The organism is Streptomyces sp. NPDC001508 (genome assembly GCF_040298665.1).
In the GTDB taxonomy this organism is placed as follows: domain Bacteria; phylum Actinomycetota; class Actinomycetes; order Streptomycetales; family Streptomycetaceae; genus Streptomyces.
Genome location: NZ_JBEPAP010000103.1, coordinates 1 through 20,137, shown reverse-complemented (window position 1 = coordinate 20,137; position 20,137 = coordinate 1). Strand labels below are relative to the sequence as shown.

General features: G+C 73.5%; 27 protein-coding genes and 1 pseudogene. 15 read left to right on the top strand and 13 right to left on the bottom strand.

The genetic code is table 11. From position 1 onward, the window contains the following. Positions 1-227 precede the first annotated feature (227 nt). The 13 genes and pseudogenes from ABT245_RS44105 to ABT245_RS44045 form a co-directional block, all read left to right on the top strand. Positions 228-536 (top strand): annotated as a pseudogene (locus ABT245_RS44105) (gas vesicle protein GvpO); the annotation flags it as partial. Between the two features lie 65 nt (positions 537-601). Next, entirely contained in the window at positions 602-1,042 is a 441-nt protein-coding gene (locus ABT245_RS44100) for a gas vesicle structural protein GvpA (RefSeq protein WP_351746302.1), read from the top strand. Next, entirely contained in the window at positions 1,039-1,764 is a 726-nt protein-coding gene (locus tag ABT245_RS44095) for a GvpL/GvpF family gas vesicle protein (RefSeq protein ID WP_351746299.1), read from the top strand. The genes ABT245_RS44100 and ABT245_RS44095 overlap by 4 nt, the downstream gene beginning before the upstream one ends. Positions 1,765-1,804: 40 nt before the next feature. Next, positions 1,805-2,071: a gas vesicle protein GvpG gene (locus tag ABT245_RS44090; RefSeq protein WP_351746297.1), complete on the top strand. Its 267-nt coding sequence runs from the start codon at positions 1,805-1,807 to the stop codon at positions 2,069-2,071. Between the two features lie 28 nt (positions 2,072-2,099). Further along, entirely contained in the window at positions 2,100-2,708 is a 609-nt protein-coding gene (locus tag ABT245_RS44085; protein ID WP_351746295.1) for an ABC transporter substrate-binding protein, read from the top strand. Continuing rightward, the gene (locus ABT245_RS44080) at positions 2,701-3,777 is read left to right on the top strand and encodes an SRPBCC family protein (protein WP_351746293.1); all 1,077 of its coding nucleotides are present in this window, start codon (positions 2,701-2,703) and stop codon (positions 3,775-3,777) included. The genes ABT245_RS44085 and ABT245_RS44080 overlap by 8 nt, the downstream gene beginning before the upstream one ends. Further along, positions 3,774-4,247: a gas vesicle protein gene (locus ABT245_RS44075; RefSeq protein ID WP_351746290.1), complete on the top strand. Its 474-nt coding sequence runs from the start codon at positions 3,774-3,776 to the stop codon at positions 4,245-4,247. Before ABT245_RS44080 ends, ABT245_RS44075 begins: the two co-directional genes overlap by 4 nt. A gap of 5 nt (positions 4,248-4,252) precedes the next feature. Then, complete coding sequence (locus tag ABT245_RS44070; RefSeq protein ID WP_351746287.1) at positions 4,253-5,065, top strand: GvpL/GvpF family gas vesicle protein; 813 nt, start codon at positions 4,253-4,255, stop codon at positions 5,063-5,065. Further along, positions 5,062-5,325: a gas vesicle protein gene (locus ABT245_RS44065; RefSeq protein ID WP_351746285.1), complete on the top strand. Its 264-nt coding sequence runs from the start codon at positions 5,062-5,064 to the stop codon at positions 5,323-5,325. Before ABT245_RS44070 ends, ABT245_RS44065 begins: the two co-directional genes overlap by 4 nt. A gap of 28 nt (positions 5,326-5,353) precedes the next feature. Beyond that, on the top strand, positions 5,354-5,716 hold the full coding sequence (locus ABT245_RS44060) for a gas vesicle protein K (protein WP_351746307.1): 363 nt from the start codon (positions 5,354-5,356) through the stop codon (positions 5,714-5,716). A 66-nt stretch (positions 5,717-5,782) separates the two neighbouring features. Next, a complete protein-coding gene (locus ABT245_RS44055; RefSeq protein ID WP_351746283.1) occupies positions 5,783-6,127 on the top strand; it encodes a DUF3147 family protein in 345 nt (114 codons plus the stop codon). Then, positions 6,124-6,579: a DUF3147 family protein gene (locus ABT245_RS44050; protein WP_351746280.1), complete on the top strand. Its 456-nt coding sequence runs from the start codon at positions 6,124-6,126 to the stop codon at positions 6,577-6,579. Before ABT245_RS44055 ends, ABT245_RS44050 begins: the two co-directional genes overlap by 4 nt. Positions 6,580-6,801: 222 nt before the next feature. After that, the gene (locus ABT245_RS44045; RefSeq protein WP_351746278.1) at positions 6,802-7,221 is read left to right on the top strand and encodes a CBS domain-containing protein; all 420 of its coding nucleotides are present in this window, start codon (positions 6,802-6,804) and stop codon (positions 7,219-7,221) included. Between the two features lie 320 nt (positions 7,222-7,541). Here ABT245_RS44045 and ABT245_RS44040 read toward each other — a convergent pair whose 3' ends face one another. Then, positions 7,542-8,447: a Rieske (2Fe-2S) protein gene (locus ABT245_RS44040; protein ID WP_502982320.1), complete on the bottom strand. Its 906-nt coding sequence runs from the start codon at positions 8,445-8,447 to the stop codon at positions 7,542-7,544. A 108-nt stretch (positions 8,448-8,555) separates the two neighbouring features. Then, entirely contained in the window at positions 8,556-8,789 is a 234-nt protein-coding gene (locus tag ABT245_RS44035; protein WP_351746275.1) for a hypothetical protein, read from the bottom strand. 167 nt (positions 8,790-8,956) lie between these two features. Between ABT245_RS44035 and ABT245_RS44030 the strand changes: the two genes are divergently transcribed. Next, the gene (locus ABT245_RS44030; protein ID WP_351746272.1) at positions 8,957-9,157 is read left to right on the top strand and encodes a hypothetical protein; all 201 of its coding nucleotides are present in this window, start codon (positions 8,957-8,959) and stop codon (positions 9,155-9,157) included. 210 nt (positions 9,158-9,367) lie between these two features. Here ABT245_RS44030 and ABT245_RS44025 read toward each other — a convergent pair whose 3' ends face one another. Both ABT245_RS44025 and ABT245_RS44020 read right to left on the bottom strand, forming a co-directional pair. Further along, positions 9,368-9,547 (bottom strand): hypothetical protein, encoded by a 180-nt coding sequence (locus ABT245_RS44025; RefSeq protein ID WP_351746270.1) that lies wholly within the window; start codon positions 9,545-9,547, stop codon positions 9,368-9,370. Between the two features lie 90 nt (positions 9,548-9,637). Further along, positions 9,638-10,174 carry a D-glycero-alpha-D-manno-heptose-1,7-bisphosphate 7-phosphatase gene (locus tag ABT245_RS44020; RefSeq protein ID WP_351746268.1) on the bottom strand — a complete coding sequence of 179 codons (537 nt, stop codon included), beginning with the start codon at positions 10,172-10,174 and terminating at the stop codon, positions 9,638-9,640. Between the two features lie 259 nt (positions 10,175-10,433). Here ABT245_RS44020 and ABT245_RS44015 point away from each other — a divergent pair, with 259 nt between their 5' ends. Further along, entirely contained in the window at positions 10,434-10,997 is a 564-nt protein-coding gene (locus ABT245_RS44015) for a hemerythrin domain-containing protein (RefSeq protein WP_351746266.1), read from the top strand. A gap of 87 nt (positions 10,998-11,084) precedes the next feature. Here the strand turns inward: ABT245_RS44015 and ABT245_RS44010 are convergent, their stop codons facing one another. The 9 genes from ABT245_RS44010 to ABT245_RS43970 form a co-directional block, all read right to left on the bottom strand. Then, positions 11,085-11,615, bottom strand: a complete 531-nt coding sequence (locus tag ABT245_RS44010; protein WP_351746263.1) for a hypothetical protein — start codon at positions 11,613-11,615, stop codon at positions 11,085-11,087. A 249-nt stretch (positions 11,616-11,864) separates the two neighbouring features. Beyond that, positions 11,865-12,779 carry a glycosyltransferase family 2 protein gene (locus ABT245_RS44005; protein WP_351746260.1) on the bottom strand — a complete coding sequence of 305 codons (915 nt, stop codon included), beginning with the start codon at positions 12,777-12,779 and terminating at the stop codon, positions 11,865-11,867. Next, the gene (locus ABT245_RS44000) at positions 12,776-13,726 is read right to left on the bottom strand and encodes a glycosyltransferase family 2 protein (protein ID WP_351746258.1); all 951 of its coding nucleotides are present in this window, start codon (positions 13,724-13,726) and stop codon (positions 12,776-12,778) included. The genes ABT245_RS44005 and ABT245_RS44000 overlap by 4 nt, the downstream gene beginning before the upstream one ends. After that, complete coding sequence (locus tag ABT245_RS43995; protein ID WP_351746256.1) at positions 13,695-14,729, bottom strand: glycosyltransferase family 9 protein; 1,035 nt, start codon at positions 14,727-14,729, stop codon at positions 13,695-13,697. The genes ABT245_RS44000 and ABT245_RS43995 overlap by 32 nt, the downstream gene beginning before the upstream one ends. After that, positions 14,726-16,177, bottom strand: coding sequence for a PfkB family carbohydrate kinase (locus ABT245_RS43990; RefSeq protein WP_351746253.1), 1,452 nt, complete (start codon positions 16,175-16,177; stop codon positions 14,726-14,728). Before ABT245_RS43990 ends, ABT245_RS43995 begins: the two co-directional genes overlap by 4 nt. After that, positions 16,174-16,809 (bottom strand): D-sedoheptulose-7-phosphate isomerase, encoded by a 636-nt coding sequence (locus ABT245_RS43985; RefSeq protein ID WP_351746250.1) that lies wholly within the window; start codon positions 16,807-16,809, stop codon positions 16,174-16,176. Before ABT245_RS43985 ends, ABT245_RS43990 begins: the two co-directional genes overlap by 4 nt. Further along, positions 16,806-18,044 (bottom strand): glycosyltransferase, encoded by a 1,239-nt coding sequence (locus ABT245_RS43980; protein ID WP_351746248.1) that lies wholly within the window; start codon positions 18,042-18,044, stop codon positions 16,806-16,808. The genes ABT245_RS43985 and ABT245_RS43980 overlap by 4 nt, the downstream gene beginning before the upstream one ends. Then, entirely contained in the window at positions 18,041-19,003 is a 963-nt protein-coding gene (locus ABT245_RS43975; RefSeq protein WP_351746245.1) for a glycosyltransferase, read from the bottom strand. Before ABT245_RS43975 ends, ABT245_RS43980 begins: the two co-directional genes overlap by 4 nt. Beyond that, on the bottom strand, positions 19,000-20,007 hold the full coding sequence (locus ABT245_RS43970) for a glycosyltransferase family 9 protein (RefSeq protein WP_351746242.1): 1,008 nt from the start codon (positions 20,005-20,007) through the stop codon (positions 19,000-19,002). The genes ABT245_RS43975 and ABT245_RS43970 overlap by 4 nt, the downstream gene beginning before the upstream one ends. Positions 20,008-20,137 lie beyond the last annotated feature (130 nt).

Below are 20,137 nucleotides of genomic sequence, written 5' to 3'. Positions count from 1 at the left end.
CGGGGCCGCCCGCCGCGCGGGGCCCCGCGCTCAGCTGCGCCGGCGCCCCCCGGGTGGGCACATCCGGCCGCGGGGCGCGCACGTCGGGTGACCGGCGGACCGCGCGGCGTGCGCGGCCGGGCCGTGTGCATCGCGCCTGCCGCCTGCCAGGACTGGCACGGCCCGGCAAGAAGGTCGATGATTGACTGAGAGATAGAAGGTGATGGAGCACGAACGACCGTGAGCGGAAAGAGGGGCCCGCCCCGTCGTCCGGGAAATCCGTCCCGGAACGGGTGTCGGCTCCCGACGCCATGAAAGACGCGACAGAGCAACTCGCGCAGTTGCTGGGCCGGGCCCCGGTGTCGGTTTCGGCGCTGAGGCCGACCGATGCGGGCTGGGAAGCCCAGGTCGAGGTCGTGGAGCTGGAGCGCGTGCCGGACACGAGCAGCGTGATGGCCAGCTATCAGGTCGTTCTCGACCCCGCGGGCAGGCTGATGGCGTACGAGCGCACCCGCCGCTACACCCGCGCACAGGTCGACAGAGAGGGCCGTCGCTAGGGATGTCTTGAGACGACAGGACATCCACCGGGCGCGGTATCCCCTTCGCCTGAAGGGAACAGACTGTGACTGTTGTGCCGCAGGGCAGCGCCGGCGCGGTTGCCGGGCCGTCCGGAGGTTCGGGGACCCTGTACGACGTACTGGAACTGGTCCTCGACCGGGGCCTGGTCATCGACGCGTTCGCCCGGGTGTCCCTCGTGGGCATCGAAATCATCAAGGTCGACGCACGGGTGGTCGTGGCCAGTGTCGACACGTATCTGCGTTTCGCCGAGGCCGCCAACCGGCTCGATCTGGAGGAGGGCCGCAAGGCTCCCGCTCAGCTGACCGACGTCGTCCAGAGCGTTACCGAGGGCGGCGCCCGCGGCAAGAGCAAGGGGGCCCTGACCGGTGCCGTCGAGGCGTTCACCGAGTCGTTCCAGAAGGGCCGCTCGGACGAGAACGAGGGGCGGCGCGAGCGTGCCGAGCGCGGCTCGGGCCACCGTTCTTCCAGGGAGCGGGAGGAGTGAGCGAGCCGATGTCCGTGTATGTGTACGGGATCACCAAGGACTCGCATCCGCTGGACCTGAACAGCCTCAAGGGCGTGGGCGAATCGCCCACCGAGCTGCATGTGGTGCGCGGCGACTCGTTGTGCGCGGTCGTCAGTGAGGCCCCGAAGGATCTGTCGGTCGCCCGGCGGGATCTGGCGGCGCACTACGAAGTCCTCGACCGTCTGTGGGAGGACGGCACGGTCCTGCCGCTGAGCTTCGGGTTCGTCGCCGAGGACGAGGACGCCGTACGCGCGGTACTCGCGGAGGGTGCCGAGCAGTACGCGCAGCGTCTCGACGAGTTCGCCGGGCGGGCGGAGTTCAACGTCAAGGGCGTCCAGGACGAGGACTCGCTGCTGCGTGACATCCTCGCGACGTCCGAGCAGGCCCGCGCGCTCAACGAGGCGACCCGCGAAGGCCGCGGAACGTACGAGGACCGGGTGGCGCTCGGCGAGTTGGTGGCCCAGGAGGTGCAGCGGCGGCAGGACGCGCTCGCCGCCGAGATACTCCAGGCCCTGCGTCCGCTCGCGTCGTTGGAGAGGCTCGCGGAGCCGTCCCAGCAGTATTTCGTGAGCGCGTCCTACCTGGTGGACCGCGAGCGGTCCGAGGAGTTCACGCGTACCGCCCGGGAGTTGGCCGAACGGTACGGCGAGGGCGTCGAACTGCGGGTACGGGGGCCGCTGCCGCCGTACAGCTTCGCCTGACCCCGCCGTCCCGAGCTGTCCGCACACTGGAGGAGTCGGTATGGGACTGGTCACCGAGATCCTGGTGTTGCCCGCCGCGCCCGTGCGGGGCATCTGGTGGGTGCTGGACAAGGTCGTCCGTGCCGCCGAGGACGAGTACTACGACCCCGCTCCGGTGCAGGAAGAACTCGTCCAATTGGAGCAGGCGCGCATCGAGGGCCGTATCGACGAGGAGCACTTCACGCGGCGCGAGGAGGAACTGATGCACCGCTTGGAGGAGATCCGGGCCTTCCAGCTGCGCAGCGGCGGCGGGCAGAGCGGTCTGTAGGGCGTGGGAAAGGAAAGAAGTCGTCATCATGAACAACGCCAAGATCGGTGCGGCTGTCCTCGGCGGGTATGTGCTGGGCCGGACCAAGAAGGCCAAACTCGCCCTGAGCCTCGGTGCGCTGATGGCCGGGTCACGGATCAAGCCCGGGCAGGTCGTGAAGGCCGTCCAGGACTCCCCCTTCCTCGGGCATCTCACCCAGCAGGTGCGTACCGAGCTGACGGGTGCGGGAAAGGCGGCGGCCACGTCCGTGCTGACCGCGAAGGCCGACAGCCTGGCCGACACCATTCACGAACGCACCTCCGCGCTGCACGAACGAGCGCATCCGCACATCACGGAGGACGAGGAGGACGAGGAGGACCGGTCGACGCGGGACGCCGGCCGGGACGCGGACCGCGAGGACGAGCCGCGTACCGAGCGCTCGAAGGACGACGAACGCGAGGCCGGGCACGGCCGGAGCGAGCGCCGCGGGGACGAGTCGGGCCGGAGCGAGGGGCGCGAGAAGAAGGCGCAGCAGCGCGGGCCTGACGAGGACGAGGGCGAGCCGCGTGGCAGGCGGTCGACCAGCGGGACGACGGACGCCGAGGGGCGTTCCAGGAGCGGCTCCGCGGCACGAGCGAGGAGGCCGGACGATGGCTGAGGGCAGGTCGGCGGGACGCGGCTTCGGCGGCGGCACCGGGACCCTCGACAAGGTCCGTGACCAGGCGAGGCAGAATCCCGGCGCGAACCGGCTGAAGGACGAGGTGGAGCACTATCTGGAGGCGCGGCTCGAATTGATGTTGGAGGGCGTGGGTCACCGGCTCGGCGAGGGGGCACGCAAGCTGACCGAGACACACCTCGGACCCCGCGCGCTCAGCGGCGTCGCGGCCAAGGGCGGCAGGCAGCTCCTCAAGCACGCCCCGTCGGGCCAGATACTGACCTCGGCGGCGTCCCATGCCAAGGACGCGTTGCTGGACAAGGCCAAGGACCTCACGGGGATGCGGCATGCCCCGCAAGCCACCGGAACGGGCAGGGGCTTGACGATCATCGAGGACATCGACGTCGGGGTGCCCGTGCGCGAGGCGTACAACCAATGGACGCAGTTCACGGAGTTCGAACGGTTCGCCAAGGGTGTCGTCAGCGTCGAGCAGAAGGACGAGGTCACCACCCAGTGGGAGGTGAAGATCGCCAAGGCGGGCCGTCGCTGGCGCGGCATCATCACGGAGCAGGTGCCCGACCAGCGGATCGCCTGGACGTCCGAGGGGGACAAGGCGACCACCAAGGGCGTCGTCACCTTCCATCCGCTCGGGGAGAACCTCACCAAGGTGCTGCTCGTCCTGGAGTACTCCCCGAAGGGCGTGGTGGAAAAGACCGGCGGCCTGGTCCGGGCCCAGGGCCGGCGCGCACGGCTGGATCTGAAGCTCTTCCGTACGTTCGTGATGATGCGCGGCGAGGCCACCGGCGGCTGGCGCGGGGAGATCCGCGAGGGCGAGGTGGTGAGCAGTCCGGAGGACACCGAGAAGGCCGAGCGGGAACACAAGGAACATGAGGCGAAAGAGGAAGGCACAGACGAGGAGGAAGAGGAAGAAGAGGGCCAGACGGAGAAGCCGTCCGACGAGGACAAAGACGACGGCAAGGACGAGAACGAGTACGACGGCGAGAAGGAGACCGCAGACGAGGACAAGGATGAGGACGAACACGAAGGCAAGGACAAGGACGAGGTGCCGTGACCGAGCCCGCCCCCAGGTCGTCGTCGGCCCTGCATCCGTACGGGCAGGGGCAGTCCGCGAACCTCGCCGACATTCTTGAACGCGTCCTCGACAAGGGGATCGTCATCGTCGGCGACATCAAGATCAACCTCCTCGACATCGAACTGCTGACCATCAAGCTCCGGCTGCTGGTGGCGTCCGTCGACAAGGCGAGGGAGATCGGCATCGACTGGTGGGAGCACGACCCCGCCCTGTCATCGCGCGCCGATCACCGACGCGGCCTCCGGGAGCAGAACGAGCAACTGCGGGCCGAAGTGGAGTCGCTGCGCAGAGAACTCGGCGTGTCCGGGCCGGAGCTGACCGAGGGCGGCGGCCGTCGCCGGTCGCGTGAGACCGAGCAGGCGCGGCCCGAGCGGCGTGCCGAGCCACGCCGTGAACGCCGTGGAGCCGAGGACGACGAAGACGACCAAGACGACGAGGACCGGAGCTGACAGCGGTGGACGAGCGGCTGTGCTACGCCTACGCGGTGGTGAGATCCGCCGAGTCGGAGCGGATCGCGCTCGCGGGTGTCCGGGGCGTCGCGGACGCCCCGGTCGGCCTGGTCCGCTCGGGTCGGGTGGCCGCCGTGGTGAGCGCGGTGCCCGGGGAGGAGTTCTCGGAGGCGGCGCTGAAGGACGCTCTGGAGGACATGCGGTGGCTGGAGGCGACGGCCCGGGCCCACCACCAGGTCATCGAGGCCCTGGCCGCGCGGACCACGGTCCTGCCGCTGCGGCTGGCCACCGTGTATCTCGACGAGAACCGGGTGCGGGAGATTCTGCACGAGCAGGAGGCGGCGTTCGCCGGGCTGCTGGACCGGCTGGCCGACCATGTGGAATGGGGCGTGAAGGTGTACGTCGAGGCGGTGCCCGCCCCGGCGCCGGCCCCGGAGGCGGCCGGCGGCCGGGCCGATGAGGCGAACCCGGGGCGCGCGTATCTGCGCAGCCGCAGGCATCAGCGACAGGAGCGGGAGGACGCGTGGCGGCTCGCCGAGGAGGCCGTCCGGCGCACCGAGGAACAGGCCCGCGGTCTCGCGGTCGAGCGCACCCGGCACCGGCCGCAGCAGGGCAGCCTGGCCCAGGTGCCCGGGGAGAACGTCGCCAATGACGCCTATCTGGTCCCCCGGGGGCTGGCCGAGGAGTTCCGCGACCGGATGCTGCATGCCGCGGACGGCCTGCACGGGGTGCGCGTGGATGTCACGGGGCCGTGGGCGCCGTACTCCTTCACCGTTCCGCTCTCCCCCGACGAGCAGGAGGAGGCCGGGCAGCGGTGAGCGAGTACGACGCGTACGACGACCGCAGGGGCCGTCAGCAGCAGGTCGCCCTGATCGATCTGCTGGACCGGCTGCTGAGCGGCGGTGTGGTGCTCAGCGGAGATCTCGTGCTGTCCATCTCCGACATCGACCTCGTACGGATCTCGCTGCGCGCCGTGGTGGTCGCCATCCGTGAACAGCTGGACGGGGGGTGGGCGACGTTCCTTCCGGCGCGGCCCGTGCTCACCGAGCCTGGCGGCGGCGGTGACGAGCCCGGCTGACCGCCCGCCCGCCGGGTCCGCCGACCGCATGCGGGAGGTGGCCGAGGCCGCCGACCGGGCGTTCTCGCTGCTGCCGGCCCGCCCGGACGATCTCTCCGGGTCCGGGCGGGGACCGGGCGCCGCGCGTCGACTGCACGCCGACCCGGACACGGTGGAACGGGACCTCGTCAAGCTGGTCCTGACCATCGTCGAGCTGCTGCGCCAGTTGATGGAGCGCCAGGCCCTGCACCGCGTCGACGAGGGCGACCTGAGCGAGGAGCAGGAGGAACGCCTCGGCCTGACCCTGATGCTGCTGCACGACCGCATGGCCGAACTGTGCGACCGCTACGGCCTCACCCTGTCCGACCTCAACCTCGACCTGGGACCGCTCGGCACCCTGCTGCCGCCGTGACGGCCGAAGCCCGGCGTCCCGGCGTGGGTCGTTGCCCGAAGGGCGCTTCGTGCTGAGGCTGTGGGGATGCGCAACCTGCTGGAGTTCGTCCTGAAGGCCCTCATCGGCGGCCTGTTCGTGGTGGCTTTCGCGCTGCTGGCGGAAACCGTCCACCCCAAGCGGCTGGCCGGGATCTTCGCCGCGGCCCCGTCGGTGGCACTGGGCGGGCTGATCCTGACGGTGGTGTTCAAGGGCGACGCGGACGCGGCGACGGCGGCACGGGGCATGATCGCCGGAGCGGCGGCCTTCACCGCCTACTGTCTTGTCGCCGTCCCGGCTCTCGGCCGGTTCGGAGCCCTGCGGGGATCGACAGCGGCACTCGTCGTGTGGTGTGCCGCAGCGGCCGCCGTCGCCTACGCGGTAGCGCCGTGAGCGGCGCGGAAGGCCCCGGGAGCGGGGGCGGCGACGAGGGCACCGACCGGGTGCGGGTCGAGTGGCGGGCGGCCGCCCGCACACCGCGCAAGGACATGCTTGTCCGCTTCGGCTTCGGCGCGGGTGTGTCCCTCGTCGCGGCCGTCGTGTCCGCGCAGTTCGGACCGTTCGTCGGGGGTGTGTTCCTCGCCTTCCCCGCCATCCTGCTGGCCAGTGTGACCCTCGTCGCCGAGGAGGAGGGCCTGCGGCGCGCCCGCGACGATGCGCGCGGGGCCGCGCTGGGCACCCTGGGACTCCTGGCGTTCGCGGTCGTCGTCACGGTTCTCGTCCGCCACCACTCGGCGTGGCCGGCGCTGGTGGCCGCGACGGCCGCCTGGGCCGTGGTGTCTCTGGCCGCCTACGCGGTCGCCCGAGCCATGGGCCGGGGAGGCGACGAACGATCCGGCGGATAGCCGCGGGCGCGGCATGTCGCACGGGTCGAGCGCGGTGCGGCGTTCACCGGTGACCGGATCCGCGCGGCCGGTGGCTCGACGGAACGGGAACGGGCGGGCCCGCCGCGGACCCGGCACCGGGCTGCCCCAGGGAAAACCCTGCGGGTGGACGGTGCCGGACCGTGGGTACCCGGTCGCACAGAGCGGTGAACGGCCCCGCGACGAGCGGAAAGGGTACGCGAGATGACTGAGCACGTACGCGACATCATGACCGGCACCCCGGTGACCGTGGAACCGCAGGCGTCGGTCACCGCGGTCGCCCGGCTGATGCGGGACCAGGACATCGGCGCCGTCCTGGTGACGCACGGCGAGGAACTGCACGGTGTGGTGAGCGACCGCGACCTGGTGGTGCGGGCGATCGCGGAGGGCATGGACCCGGACCGGACGACCGCGGCCATGGTGGGCAGCGGCGATCTGGTGACCGTCGGCCCGGACGAAGACCTCGGGCGTGCGGTCGAGTTGATGCGGGAGCACTCCGTGCGCCGGCTCCCCGTCGTCGAGAACGGACATCCGGTCGGCATCGTCGCCCTCGGGGACATGGCGATCGAACGTGACCCGGAATCGGCGCTCGGCGACATCAGCGCCGCCAGGCCCAACAAGTAGCGGCCGTCCGAGGGGCCATCGAGCGGGGGCCGCCCGTCGCACCGCCGGATGTGTCGGGCCCCGCTCGGGGTCGGCTCGGGGTTGGCGCCCACGGATGTGTTTTCCGGATGTGTTTTCGCCCCACGGCCCGGGGAACTCGGCGAAGGCGGCTGAGCGGCCGTGGGTTGCAGGAAGGACCCGGGTGCCGGACTTCCCCGTCCGGCACCCGGGTCACTTGCAGGTACTCGCCCGTGATGGCACGCCTCACTCCCCCGCCGCACGAGACCCGACCGCCGCCGCACGGGGCTCGGCGCGGCCGGCGTCATCGCACGGCGTCCGCCTCACCGCGCTGCGAGGCGGACTTCGACGGCTCCACCGGCCACGACCCGGCAGTCGAACCGCGGCTGGGGCGCCGTCGCCGGGCCATGGACATTCGTGCCGTCCGCGAGCCTGAACCGGCTTCCGTGCCACGGGCATTCGATACAGCCCTCCAGGACCTTGCCCTCGTGCAGCGGGCCGTCCATGTGGCTGCACCGGTCGGCCAGTGCGTGCAGCACCCCGGGTGGGTCCTGGACGACGACCAGGGCCACCTCGTCGGCGGTCCGCCGTACGGGCTCTCCCACGGGGAAGTCGTCCAGCGTTCCGACCCGGTGCCAGCCCGGCTCGACCAGCACATGGACCGCTTCCGCGTGGTTGACGCCGGCGGCCTGCCGATAGGCGAGGTGGCCGCCGAGCAGTCCCCCGGCCGTGGCGATCGTCAGCCCCCCGTAGCCCAGCACACGGCCGAGCACGGGGCGCCCCTTCGTCCGCGCCGACAAGGAGGCGGCGTACGCGAGGACCGCGGCCGCGTTGGCCGTGGCGTGCACCAGGCCCACCCGGGCCTGCCGCGGGCGTTGCTCCGCCCATTCCACCCAGCCGGCCAGCGCGGCCGGTCCCGCGGCGGCCAGACCGACCGCCACCAGACGGCGTGCCGCCCGGCTCTCCCCCGGGAAGAGGTCGAGGACCGCGGCGGAACTCCATGAGCCGATGGGCAGTTGCACCAGCACGGGGTGCAGGGGATGGCCGAGCCACAGGCCCCGCAGCATGTCCCTGCCCCGGCCGAGGGGAAGCGCGCGAACGGTCTTGCGCAGCACCCCGCTGATGCCGTCCAGTCGTTCCTCGCGTTCCAGGGCGTCCAGGGCCGACACGAACGCACCGCTCGGATCGGTGTGTGTCCGTGCCCCCTTCGTCAGTCTCGTGAACCTCATACCGGCCGACCTTCCCGTCGCCTGTTCCACACACCGGATCACCGTTGCCGGACCCGATGAAGAATCACCGGGCATCGGCGCCGGGCCGCGCTGGGCGGCCCGGGTGGTTCAGGACGTCAGCCGATCACGCAGCAGTTCCATGCCCAGCTCCGCGCCCTTGCGGCTGTCGGCCTGGGCCTTGCGGAAGAGTTCCGCGAGTGCGCTGTCCTTCTCGCGCTCGGCATCGCCGATGTAGGTCTCCAGCCGCAAGGCGTTGTTGAGGCACGCCTCCACATACCAGATCAGGTTGTAGTCCTTGTCGAGGGTGCCGGTGATGTCACCGGTCTCGGTGCTGCTGGTCATCTCGCCTCCTTGGGCCGCTTCGGGACCCGTGCGGGCCCCTGTGGCCGTCTTCCGAGTGCCCCCGGGCGGGTCTGCCATGCCGCAGTTCCCTCCGTCCGGCGGACATCCGCTCGTGCACGTCTGTCGTTGATGCACGCGTGACAGCACAATGGCCTGGAACAGCGAATGTGCGGTACGCGGCCTGGAAGGAACACCTGCGCCGGGCACTGGCCCGCGGCGAGCCGATGTTCGTGGCGCGCCTCGGTGTCGTACCGGACGAGCCGGTCGTAGAGGTACGTGCCTCTGTCGTCGAATCGCCCGGTTCGGCGCGCGCCCGCGGCGGGAACGGACCGGTGCCGCGGCCGGAGACGGGGTGGCTGCCGCCATGAGACATGTGGTGCCGCCATCAGACATGTGTGCCGCTATGAGGCATGTGGCAGAGGAGCGCGGCGGCCGTGCGGGCGGCCCGCGGCGAGGATTCCGGTGCGGCGCAGGTGTTGACACGTGAGGGAAGCGGCCCGGCAGCCGCCCGCCGTCGGCGAGCGGGTCGGTTCAGGGCACATCGCCCCGTCCGGGTCGGGATGTGCGGCGTGACCGCTTCAGTCCTCACCTCGGACGACGTTCCATTCGTCGCCGCGCCGCCGGTCCGCGGCCCTGCGGTCGATCATCGCCCGTACACAGGTACGTATGCGCTGCCCGCGCAGCCGCCGCGCCGTCGCCCATCCCGTCTCGGGGCCGGGCAGGGTGTGCGTCTTTTTCCTGGGTGTTTCCGCAGTCACGCCGGTCCACTTCCTTCACTGTCCGAACCCTTCAGCTCCGGTTCGGGAGATCACCGAGTTTCCGCGGAACGACGGGAGAAACGTGTCCGGTCACCTGTGCGCACCCCGGTTCTCTCTGAGCAACCAGCACACCGCGGTCAGCAGGTCGGGCGCGGTGCGGGGCGCCGCGTCCACCTCCTCCGGCAGCGTCGCCGCCGTCGGCACCAGCACACCTCGGGCGCCCGCCGCCCGGGCGGCCTCCAGGTCGGCGGCGATGTCACCGATCACCACGCAGTCCGCGGGCGCCACGCCCAGCCGCCGGGCCGCCTCGGTCACGAGCCCCGGACGGGGCTTGCGGCAGGCGCAGCCGTCGCTGGGCGTGTGCGGGCAGTAGAGCCAGGTGTCGAGTCCTCCGAGCAGGGCGTCGGCCCGCGCGTTCACCCGGCGGACCGACGCGTGGGTGAGCAGCCCCCGGCCGATGCCCGACTGGTTGCTGACGACACCGGTGGCCAGGCCCGCCCGGCGCAGCAGGTCCAGGGCCGGCCGGGCACCGGGCAGCGGTCGGACCAGGTCCGGGTCGCCGTTGTACGGGACGTCCTCGACGAGGGTGCCGTCACGGTCGAAGAGCACGGCGGCCACCCGGTTCACGGCGCGCCCCTGAGGTCATGTGTGCCGGACAAGGTGCCTCCTGTCCGCGTCTGTTCTGTGTCCACGCTGCACCCGTGTCGGTCCGCGTGCGCAGGGGCGGGTTCCCCGAAAGGACATGTCCGACGCGAAAGGACATGTCCGACCCCGTGCAGGGTCCGCGGAGCGACGACGGCAGGCGATCCGCGCGTGAGAACACCCATGCCGGGGACTCGGGTGCTACAGCGGACGGACCGCTGGACTGTGTCAGGAGGTGGACGAGATGGCACACGGTGGAAACGTGATCGACGAGCTCACCACGGATCACCGGGAGGTCGAGGAGATCTTCGGGAAGATCGAGGCGCTGGCGCCCGGTGACAAGAACCGGAAGGCGTACGCCGACCAGGCCACCATGGAGCTGGTCCGGCACTCGGTTGCCGAGGAGGCCTATCTCTACCCGGCTGTGCGCGAGCACATCGCGGGCGGTGACGCGTTGGCCGACAAGGAGCTCGAGGATCACGCGAAGGCCGAACAGATCATGAAGGATCTGGAAGGTGTGGAGGCTGAGGACGCGGAGTTCGACCGGCTGGTGGGCGCGCTCATGAGCGAGATCCGCGCGCATGTCACCGACGAGGAGCAGAACCTCTTCCCGAAGCTGCGCGCCGCCTGCCCCGCCGACGCCTTGAACGATCTCGGGGACAAGGTGCGCCAGGCGAAGAAGATCGCGCCGACCCGCCCTCACCCTGCCGCACCGGACAAGCCTCCGGTCAACAAGCTGCTGGCACCGGGCGCCGGTCTGGTCGACCGGCTGCGCGATGCGCTGACGGGCCGGGGCAAGACCGACTGACAGCCATGGGAGCATCCGGCCGCGCGGCCGAGGCCGGGGCCCCGGCCGCCTGCCGGGGCCGCGGGGCCTGCCCGTGGATCGGGGTGCTCAGTTCAGGGCGGCGCGCCCGCACTCGTCGAGCCGGGCGAGCAGCTGGGCGCGGTGCAGTTCGGCGACGGGGGCGAGCAGGTCAGGGTGGCGCAGCAGCGCTCCCGCACGCCGGTCGCCCTCGTCGGGGGTGCGCAGCCGCCGGAAGTCGACCCGTGCGGCGGCGGTGTGCTCTCCCCCGGCGAGCGCGTCCACGGCGCGGCAGGCCAGGTCCGGGTCGGCGAGGAAGTCGGCCGCCCAGCTGGCGACCACCTCGTCCACCCAGGTGCGCCAGGCCGTCTCGGCCGTCTCGGGGTCCTGCGCCGGGTCCGCGCCGGTGATCCAGTCGAGCCGCGACGAACCCCCGGCTCCGGTCATCGCGACCAGACCGGCGTCGAGCGCGGTCGGATACCGCAGCCATGCGGCCACGGTCACCGCCTGGCGCGCCTGTGCCTCGCACAGAGCCGAGGCGATCACGCCGCCGTCCGGTGGAAAGGCGGTCATCAGCCAGCGAGCCGTCGCCGCGATGAGCGGGGTGAGGTCTGCGAGCACTGCTTGCCGTCCCAGGGCCAAGGGGGAACAGGGGGAACAGGGGGAAACAAGGGTCGAACAGGGGAACAAGGGCGGAAGAGAACAGGACTGGATGAAACGGTAGTCCGGGAGACGGCGGTGCGGGGAGGGCCGTCGTCTTCTTCCTTGCGTGGCCTTGGCCACACACACCCGCGGTGAGCGCCCTCGGTGACCGTGGGTGTGCCCACGGCCACCGGCAGCGGCCAGGGCAGCCGGGCTACCGGCTGCTGCTCATCCCACGTATCTGCGGGCGGTCGAGTCGTGCCGGGCCCGCTCCAAGGCGGCCAGCCGTTCTTCCAGGGCCGGCGGGACCGGGGCACGCGACCTGAGGACCCAGGGCAGCCCGCCGGCCGCGCGGGCGAAGGCGCGCAGCGAGGGCATATCGCGGGGCACGGTCAGCATCAGTTCGGCCGTGCGGCGCAGCGCGGGCAGCAGCGGGCGGCGCAGCCAGGTGAACCACAGGGTGTTGCGCAGGCCGGTGATGCGCCGTTCGGTGCCGTCCCGCAGCACCGAGGCCTGGTGGTGGACGGTCAGGTCCTCGGCGTAGCTCAGCCACCAGCCGTCCCGCTGCAGATCGGTGGCGAGCAGTTCCTCCTCGCCGCCCAGCCACAGTCCGGGGTGGAAACCGCCGGCGGACCGGAAGGCGTCGGTGCGCAGCACGGTGGCGGCCGCGAGGAAGGAGCCCAGGGCCGGACCCGGCAGCCAGTCAGGCCCGGACAGCGGTGAGCCGCGCAGCTCCGGTACGACGGGATCCTCGGTACCGGCGGGCTCCACGACGATACGGGCGGTGACGGCCGCGAGCCGGGGCCGCGGGTCGAGCAGGTCCGCCGCCCGCCGCAGACTGCCCGGCTCCCACCAGGTGTCGTCGTCGCAGAAGGCGACGTAGGGCGTGCGGACGTGGCGCACCGCGAGATTGCGGCCCACGGCGCCCAGATTGCGGCCGGGGCACAGCAGCCGGACGTCGGGGAAGGCGCGCCGGACCGCTTCGGCCGTGCCGTCGGTCGAGGCGTTGTCGGTGACGATCAGCGGGGGCCGCTCGGGCAGCCGCCGCATCAGCTCCAGCGTGCGCAGCAGTTCGGCGCGCCGGTTGTGGGTGATCACCACGACGCTGGTGCGGCCGTCGGGCGCGTCGGTGTGGGTGCTCATGACGGTCCTGCCCCGCGCGTGGGCGGGGTCGCGGTGCCCTCCAGCAGCCGGGCCGCTCGCTCCACGTCCGGCGGCAGCCGGCGGCGCCGGCCGAGCGCGGCAGGCAGCCGCACGAGCAGCTCCCCGAGGGCCCGCCGGGCGCCGGGTCGTCCGGCGACCGCGTCCTGGGCGAGGCGCGCGCTGCCCCGCAGGGCCACCGGGAGGGGGCGGCGCAGCCACAGGGTGAGCACTTCGTTGCGGCGCACCAGGTGGTTGCGGCCGGCGCGGCCCGACGGGGCGGGATGGTGACGGGCCGTCAGGGACGGCTCGTAGGTGACGCCCCAGCCGCCGGCCGCGAGGTCGTAGGCGAGCAGGGTCTCCTCCGCGCCGAAGAAGAGCAGCGGGTGGTAGCCGCCCGCGGTGAGGAAGGCGTCACGGCGTGCGACGCAGGCGCAGCCGAGGAAGCCCAGGACCGGCCGCCCTGGCAGGTCGGGCCGGTCGGGCAGCGGGGAGGCGGCGAGGACGGCGTTGAGCGGGTCCTCCGTGGAGCGGGGGCCGACGAGGGTGCGGGCCGCCAGCAGACCGAGCCGTGGGTGGGCGTCCAGCAGGTCGGCGGCTCGGCGCAGGGTGCCCGGCGTCCACCAGGAGTCGTCGTCGCTGAAGGCGACGTAGGGGGTCGTGGCGTGCCGTACGGCGAGGTTGCGCCCCAGGGACCCGGTGTTCTGGCCTGGGCTGAGCACGCGGGTGGCCGCCGGGTGCCGGCGCAGTGCCCGCAGCGTCGCCTCGTCGGAACCGTTGTCGACGACGATGACCTCGGGGCGCTCCGGGAGCGCGCCGAGGTGGTCGAGGGTGCGCAGCACGCTGGCGCACCGGTCGCGGGTGATCACCGCGACCGTGACACGGCCGTCCGGGAGGTCGGTCGCGGTGGACTGCTGTTCAGGGACGGGCCGGGGGAACACGAACCTCATCTCCGTTCCGTGGTCGCATGTCCGGTGCCGGGCGCCCGGCCGGGCCGGGGCGCAACAGGGTGCGAGCCGCATCGGTGACCTCGTCCGCTGCGATCCGCAGAAGCTGAGGGTCGGGCGTGTCGCCATGCGGATCGCCGGGCGGCCCCGGTTTCCACAGGGCGCGGTGGCGCGGGCCGGGCGGCGGCCCCCACAGGCGCGGCGAGATGGGCCCGAACAACGTCACGGACGGCGTGTCGTGCGCCACCGCGAGGTGGGCGAGGCCGGTGTCGCCGCTGATGACCAGCGCGGCGCGGGCGACGAGCGCCGACAGTGCGCCGAAGGGCAGCCCGCCGCGCAGCACGTCCCGGCCCGGCAGCCGGGCGCGCCCGGCGACGTCCAGCACCAGGGCGTCCTCCGAGGGGCCGCCGGTGACGACGACGCGATGGCCCAGGGCCCGCAGGCGCCCGGCCACCTCGGCGAAGCGCGGGGCCGGCCAGCGGCGTGCGGCGGACTGCGCGCCGGGGTGGACGACGACCGCGCCGGGCGCCGCTGAGGCCGCCCGCGGGGCCGGCAGCCGCACATCGTCGCTGTCGGCGGGGATGCCGTACGCGCCGAGGAAGCGGCACCAGCGTTCCCGTTCGTGGTCGTCCCGGCGCCACACCGGCCGCCGGCCGGTGACCGGGTCCCGGTGTGCGTGGGCCAGCAGTCGGCGCGGTGCGAGGGCGGCCAGTGCGTCACGGCTCTCGGTCCCGTTGCCGTGCAGGTCGATCGCCACGTCCGGGGGCGGTCCCGGCCAGTGGTCCAGCCGGGGCACGGCCCTGTCGGGTGCCTCGGCCGGCAGGATCTCGTCGAGGGCGCCGGTGGCCAGCGCGGCCTCGGTGAGGGACGCGGGCAGCGCGAGGACGATCCGGTGCCGCGCAAAGGCCCGGCGTACGCCGCGCAGCGCCGGCACGCCGGTGAGCAGGTCGCCCAGTCCCAGCGCGCGCAGCACCAGCACCCGCGGCACGTCCGGTACGGCGGTCACCGCCTCGTCCGTCCCGGCGCCGCGGTCCTCGCCAGGCCCGCGGGGCGGGGGGAGAGGGCGGCCCGCCGCGCGATGCCGGTGGTGGAACGTCCGTCGAGGTAGGGGAAGAGCACGACCTGCCCGCCCCAGCTCGCCACCAGCGACGCCTCCGGCATCGGGGTACGGGCGTAGTCGCCGCCCTTGGCCCAGATGTGCGGGCGCAGCTCACCGAGCAGCCGCTCCGGTGTGTCCTCCTCGAACACGGCGACCGCGTCGACGCATTCGAGGGCGCGCAGTACCCGGATGCGGTCGGCCACCGGGACGAGCGGCCGGCCGCCGCCCTTGCGCCGGCGCACCGACGTGTCCGAGTTCACGCACACGATCAGGCAGTCCCCGGCGCGCCGGGCAGCCTGCAGCAGGGCGACATGACCCGCGTGCAACAGGTCGAAGCAGCCGCCCGCGGCGACCACGGTGCCGCCCGCGGCCCGTACCCGGTCGGCCGTGCGCACGGCGTCGTCGTCGGGCTCGTGTCCGGCCGCGCGGGGTGCCTCCTCGTCGGGGAGGACTCCGGTGCCGAGCGAGCGGACGCCGCCCTCCATGACGTACCGGGTGGCGGCGTGCACGGCCGCGCGCACGGCGTTCTCGGTCAGTTCGCCGTCGGCCAGCAGCCCGGCGGCCGTCGCCGCGAACCGGTCCCCGGCGCCGCAGGCGTCGCCCTCGGACGTGACCGGCGAGGGCACCATCAACGGTGTCCCGCCGTGCGACAGCAGCGCACCGCGCCCGCCCAGCGTCACGGTCACCGCGGCGGCCCGCCAGGCCGCGACGAGCGCCGCGGCGTCGTGCGCGCCGGTGCGCAGTTCGCTGCCCGCCGCGGGTTCCCGGGCGCCGTCGAGGCGGGCGGCGAAGGCACGGGCCTCGCTCGCGGACGGGGTGACGACGCGGGCGCCGGGCACCGGCGGTGCGCCCCGCGGATGCGGATCCCAGACGAGGGGCACCCGGGCGGCCGCCCAGGTCAGCGCCTCGCGCAGCGTGTCGGCGGTGCCGCGGCCGTAGTCGGCGACGAGGACGGCCCCGGCCGCGTTCACCGCTTCGCGTGCCTCGTCGGTGGCGTGCAGGGCGCGTCCGTCCCCGTCGTCCAGGCGCAGCAGCGGCCTGCCCTGTGCGAGGACCCGGGTCTTGCTGGACAGTTCACCGCGCAGCGGCAGCCGTACCAGCCGGACCCGGCCGGCCAGCAGCCGGCGCAGGGTGTCGCTGGCCGGGTCGTCGCCCAGGGCGGTGACGAGGGTGACGGGCCGGCCGTCGAGAGCGGCGAGGCAGGCGGCGAGCGCCGCGCCGCCCGGGCGGCTGGTGCGCCGGACGCCGCTGACGACGGGCACGGGCGCGTCGGGTGCGAGGCGCTCGGCGCGGCCGGTGAGGTCGTGGTCGAGCAGGGCGTCCCCGACGACGAGCAGCGGGCCTGGTGTGGTCATCCGCCGGCCCTCCCCGCGCCGGCCGGCCGCCTGCCGGTGCGGCGGCGCCGTTGCGCTTCGGTGTGCCGGCGCACCGCCGGGTCGAAGGACTCGCAGAGCATGTGCACGGCCACCAGGTGCAGTTCCTGGACCGTGGCGGCGCTCGTCGCGGACACGCTCAGCGTCTCGTCGGCGGCGGCCTCAAGGGAGTTGGGGGCCGGGCCGGTCAGCGCCCAGACCGTCATGCCGAGCCGGTGCGCCTCGGTCGCCGCGACGAGCAGGTTGGCGCTGGCGCCGCTGGTGGACAGGAGCATCAGGATGTCGCGGGGCCGCCCGTGCGCGGCGACCTGCCGGGCGAAGATCTCCTGGACGCCGTAGTCGTTGGCGATCGCCGTGGTGGCGGAGGTGTCGGCGTGCAGGGCGAGCGCGGAGTACGCGGGGCGGTCCTCGCGGTAGCGGCCGACCAGTTCGGCCGTCAGGTGCTGGGCCTGGGCCGCGCTGCCGCCGTTGCCCGCGGCCAGCAGCCGGGCGCCGTCGCCCAGGCGGCCGGCGAGGACGGTGCCCCACCGCTCCAGCAGCGGAGCGTTGGCGCGGAACCCTTCGAGGGCTTTCATCAGGTCGTCGCAGTGCGTGACGTCGGTGACGGGTTTCATCGGACGACTCCCGAGAGCGAGGGGACACTCGACACGGCGCTGTAGACGCGGGCCACCGCGTCGGCGACCCGGTCCCAGGTGTACTGGTCGAGCACCCGCCGCCGTCCGCGGGCGCCGTACTCGGCCAGCAGGTCCCGGTCGTCGAGCAGGCCGCGGACCGTCGTGCCGATGGCGTGGTCGGCGCTCTCGGGCGGCACCAGGACGCCGGTGCGGCCGTCGACGACCGTGTCGAGCTGTCCGCCGACCGCGGTGGCGACCACGGGCGTGCCGCAGGCCATGGCCTCGACCGGGACGATGCCGAACGGTTCGTAGCGGGGCAGCGACAGCACGAGGTCCGCGCTGGAGATCAGCCCCGGCATGTGCTCGGGGCTCACCCCGCCGAGCAGCGCCACCCGGTCGCTGACCCCGCACCCGACGGCGAGGGCCCACAGCCGCTCCGCCTCCGGTTCGGCGCACAACAGGGCGCGCTGGGGTCCGCCGGCGATCAGCAACTGGGCGTCGGGGACGGCCGCGAGGGCACGGATGGCCCGGTCGAAGCCCTTGCGGGGGACGAGGCGGCCGATCGCGAGCAGCCGGCGGGTCGCGGCGTCGTGCTCGCGCGCACCGGGTACCGGCGCGAAAACCTGGGGGTCGACGCCGCAGGGGACGACGGTGACATGCCGCCGGGACAGGCCCATCGCGTCGAGTTCCGCCACCTCGTCCGCGCAGGTGGCGATGATCGCGCTGCACTCGCGGCCGACGGCCGTCTCGATCGCGATGCGCTCGGGCGGGCTGGTGTCGGCGGCGCCCTGGTGGCGCTTCTTCACGGTGCCGAGGGCGTGGTAGGTCTGTATCACCGGCAGCCCGAGGGAGCGCGCGCCGGCCAGCGCGGCCATGCCCGACATCCAGAAGTGCGCATGCACCACATCGGGTGGGTCGGCCGCCCATTCGCGGGCCAGCCACTGGCTGAACTGCCCCATGTGGGGCAGCAGTTCGTCCTTGGGTATGGGGGCAGGCGGGCCGGCCGGCACATGGACGACCCGTACGCCGTCCGACGTGGTCACCCTCTCCGGGAGCCGGGGGCCGTCGCGGCGTGTGTACACCACGACCTCGTGGCCGCGCCGGGTCAGCTGCGCCGCGAGCTGGGCCACGTACACGTTCTGGCCGCCCGCGTCCGGTCCGCCGAGCTCGGCCAGCGGACTGGCGTGCTCGGAGACCATGGCGACGCGCCCGGCCGTGGAGTAGCGGTGGCTCATCGTGTGACCTCCTTGATCAGGCGTTCCCAGTCGTCCCGGAAACGTCGTTCTCCGTAGCGGGCGCACACCGCGGCCCGGGCCGCCTCCCCCGCCATCTGGGCGTCCTCGGCGTCGGCGAGGAAGCCGCGGACGGCGTCCTGAAGGACGTCGAACCGGTTCGAGACGACGCCTGCCCCGTCGGGTACGGCCTCGCGGACCTCGGTCGTGGCCAGCGCCACCACCGGCATCCCCAGGAACATCGCCTCCAGCAGGGACAGCCCCAGGGAGGTCCAGCGGATCGGGTGGAGGTAGAGGCGGCAGCGGGCCATCGCCGCGTGCAGCTCGTGCTGGGGCAGATCCCGGGCCCGGCAGCGTTCGGCCGGCAGTCCCAGGTGGTCCGCGAGGGTGTCGGTGCGCATGCCGAAGACGTCCAGCGGTGTCCAGTCGGCGAACCGGGGCAGCAGGTCGGTGCCGGTGGTACGGCCGCGCCGCAGCGGCTCGTTGACGACGACGGCGGCGCGCCGCTCCTGACCGGTCCACAGGTGGCCAGGGTCGATGATGCCGTGCTCGATCACCGTGGTGGGCGCCCGGCCGTTGTCCCACATCAGGTGGTTGAAGTGGGTGACGTGCACGAGCGTGATGTCGCGGCGGTCGGCCAGCGGGTGGCGGGTGTCCGCGGGTGTCTCGTGCGGGCTGTTGTGCTCGACGTACACGGCGGGCACGTCGATGCCCGGGCGGCGGCCGGTCCAGCGCCGGGCCAGGTCGATCTCGTGCGGCCGTTGCAGCACCATGAGGTCGATGTCGGCCTGCCGCAGCCGGTCGGTGGTCAGTTCGCGGACGGATGCCGGCCACTGCCAGGTGCGGGCCCGCCCGAGTCCGTCCGGGCCGCGGTCCGAGGTCACCGGGACGAGGAAGGTGTGGGGCGCCTGCACGAACGAGGTGAGCCATGAGCCGTGCACATGCCAGACAAGGATGTTCATCCGCCCTCCTGGAGGAGTTTGCGCACCGCGCGCACCACGTCCTGGCCCGTGACCTCGTCCAGGCACGGATGACCGGGCACGGGGCAGCTGCGGGCGCGGCTGTCCGCGCAGGGCGCCGTCTGGTCGCCGAGGAGGATGCTCGGCACCCCGTAGGGGGCCCAGCGGTCGGCCGGGACGACGGGCGCGAACAGGGAGACGACCGGTGTCCCCACGGCGGCGGCGAGATGGGCCGGGCCGGTGTTGCCGCTGACCACGACGTCGGCCAGGCACAGCACGCCGGCCAGGGTGCGGTGGTCGGTCCGGCCGCCGAGGTCGACGGCGGTGTGGCCGCTGACCTCCCGGGTGAGTTCCCGCTCGCCGGGGCCGCCGGTGACGATGACGCGGTGTCCCGCGTCGGTGAGCAGGTCGACGGCCTCGGCGCAGCGCTCGGGGTGCCAGGTTCGGGCGGGTGCGCTCGCGCCGGGGTGGACGACGAGGTAGGGGCCGTTGCCGGTCAGGGCCGCGGTGTCGGGCGGGGGCAGGACGCGCAGCCGGCCGTCGTCGCCCGGGTGCGGCGGGAATCCCATGGCGGCGGCGGTGTCGAGCGCGGCCTGCACCTCGTGCCGGCCGGGCAGCCGCCGGTGCCGTACGTCGAGGAGCCGCCCGGGGTGGTCGACGCTTTCGGCGCCGATCCGCCCGACGCCCGCCAGTCGCAGCAGCAGCGCGGCGGGCAGGGGGCTCTGGTGGAACGAGGTGAGGATGAGCGCGGTGTCGAAGGCGGCGTCCGCCAGGCACCGGACCAGCCCGTAGACATCCGCCTCGTCGACGGCGGGCGCGTCGAAGCCCTCCCACGGCGCGGCCCATACGATCACGTCGTCGACGCCGGGGAGCAGCCGGGCGGCGGGTTCCCCGCCCGGGCCGCACAGCATCGTCACCTGAGAGCTGTGCGCGGCGACGGCCCGGACCGCGGGCCCGGCGAGCAGTACGTCACCGAAGCTGTCGAGGCGGACGACCAGTGTCTTCACGACGCGTCACCTCGCGTACCGGCGCGGGGGAAGGGTACGGCCGCGGGCGGGTGGGCGCTGCCGCGGATGCCGGCGGCCGGGCCCGGCCGGGCCGCCGCACGGACCGGCCGGCACCGGGGCTCGCGGCGGC

Coding starts and splice junctions, on each gene's coding strand:
- ABT245_RS43990 (WP_351746253.1), bottom strand. CDS start 16,177: ATGACCACACCAGGCCCGCTGCTCGTCGTCGGGGACGCCCTGCTCGAC.
- ABT245_RS44045 (WP_351746278.1), top strand. CDS start 6,802: ATGACTGAGCACGTACGCGACATCATGACCGGCACCCCGGTGACCGTG.
- ABT245_RS43985 (WP_351746250.1), bottom strand. CDS start 16,809: ATGAAACCCGTCACCGACGTCACGCACTGCGACGACCTGATGAAAGCC.
- ABT245_RS44085 (WP_351746295.1), top strand. CDS start 2,100: ATGAACAACGCCAAGATCGGTGCGGCTGTCCTCGGCGGGTATGTGCTG.
- ABT245_RS44000 (WP_351746258.1), bottom strand. CDS start 13,726: ATGAGGTTCGTGTTCCCCCGGCCCGTCCCTGAACAGCAGTCCACCGCG.
- ABT245_RS44015 (WP_351746266.1), top strand. CDS start 10,434: ATGGCACACGGTGGAAACGTGATCGACGAGCTCACCACGGATCACCGG.
- ABT245_RS44080 (WP_351746293.1), top strand. CDS start 2,701: ATGGCTGAGGGCAGGTCGGCGGGACGCGGCTTCGGCGGCGGCACCGGG.
- ABT245_RS44040 (WP_502982320.1), bottom strand. CDS start 8,447: ATGAGGTTCACGAGACTGACGAAGGGGGCACGGACACACACCGATCCG.
- ABT245_RS44055 (WP_351746283.1), top strand. CDS start 5,783: ATGCGCAACCTGCTGGAGTTCGTCCTGAAGGCCCTCATCGGCGGCCTG.
- ABT245_RS43980 (WP_351746248.1), bottom strand. CDS start 18,044: ATGAGCCACCGCTACTCCACGGCCGGGCGCGTCGCCATGGTCTCCGAG.
- ABT245_RS44060 (WP_351746307.1), top strand. CDS start 5,354: ATGCGGGAGGTGGCCGAGGCCGCCGACCGGGCGTTCTCGCTGCTGCCG.
- ABT245_RS43975 (WP_351746245.1), bottom strand. CDS start 19,003: ATGAACATCCTTGTCTGGCATGTGCACGGCTCATGGCTCACCTCGTTC.
- ABT245_RS44005 (WP_351746260.1), bottom strand. CDS start 12,779: ATGAGCACCCACACCGACGCGCCCGACGGCCGCACCAGCGTCGTGGTG.
- ABT245_RS44090 (WP_351746297.1), top strand. CDS start 1,805: ATGGGACTGGTCACCGAGATCCTGGTGTTGCCCGCCGCGCCCGTGCGG.
- ABT245_RS44035 (WP_351746275.1), bottom strand. CDS start 8,789: ATGACCAGCAGCACCGAGACCGGTGACATCACCGGCACCCTCGACAAG.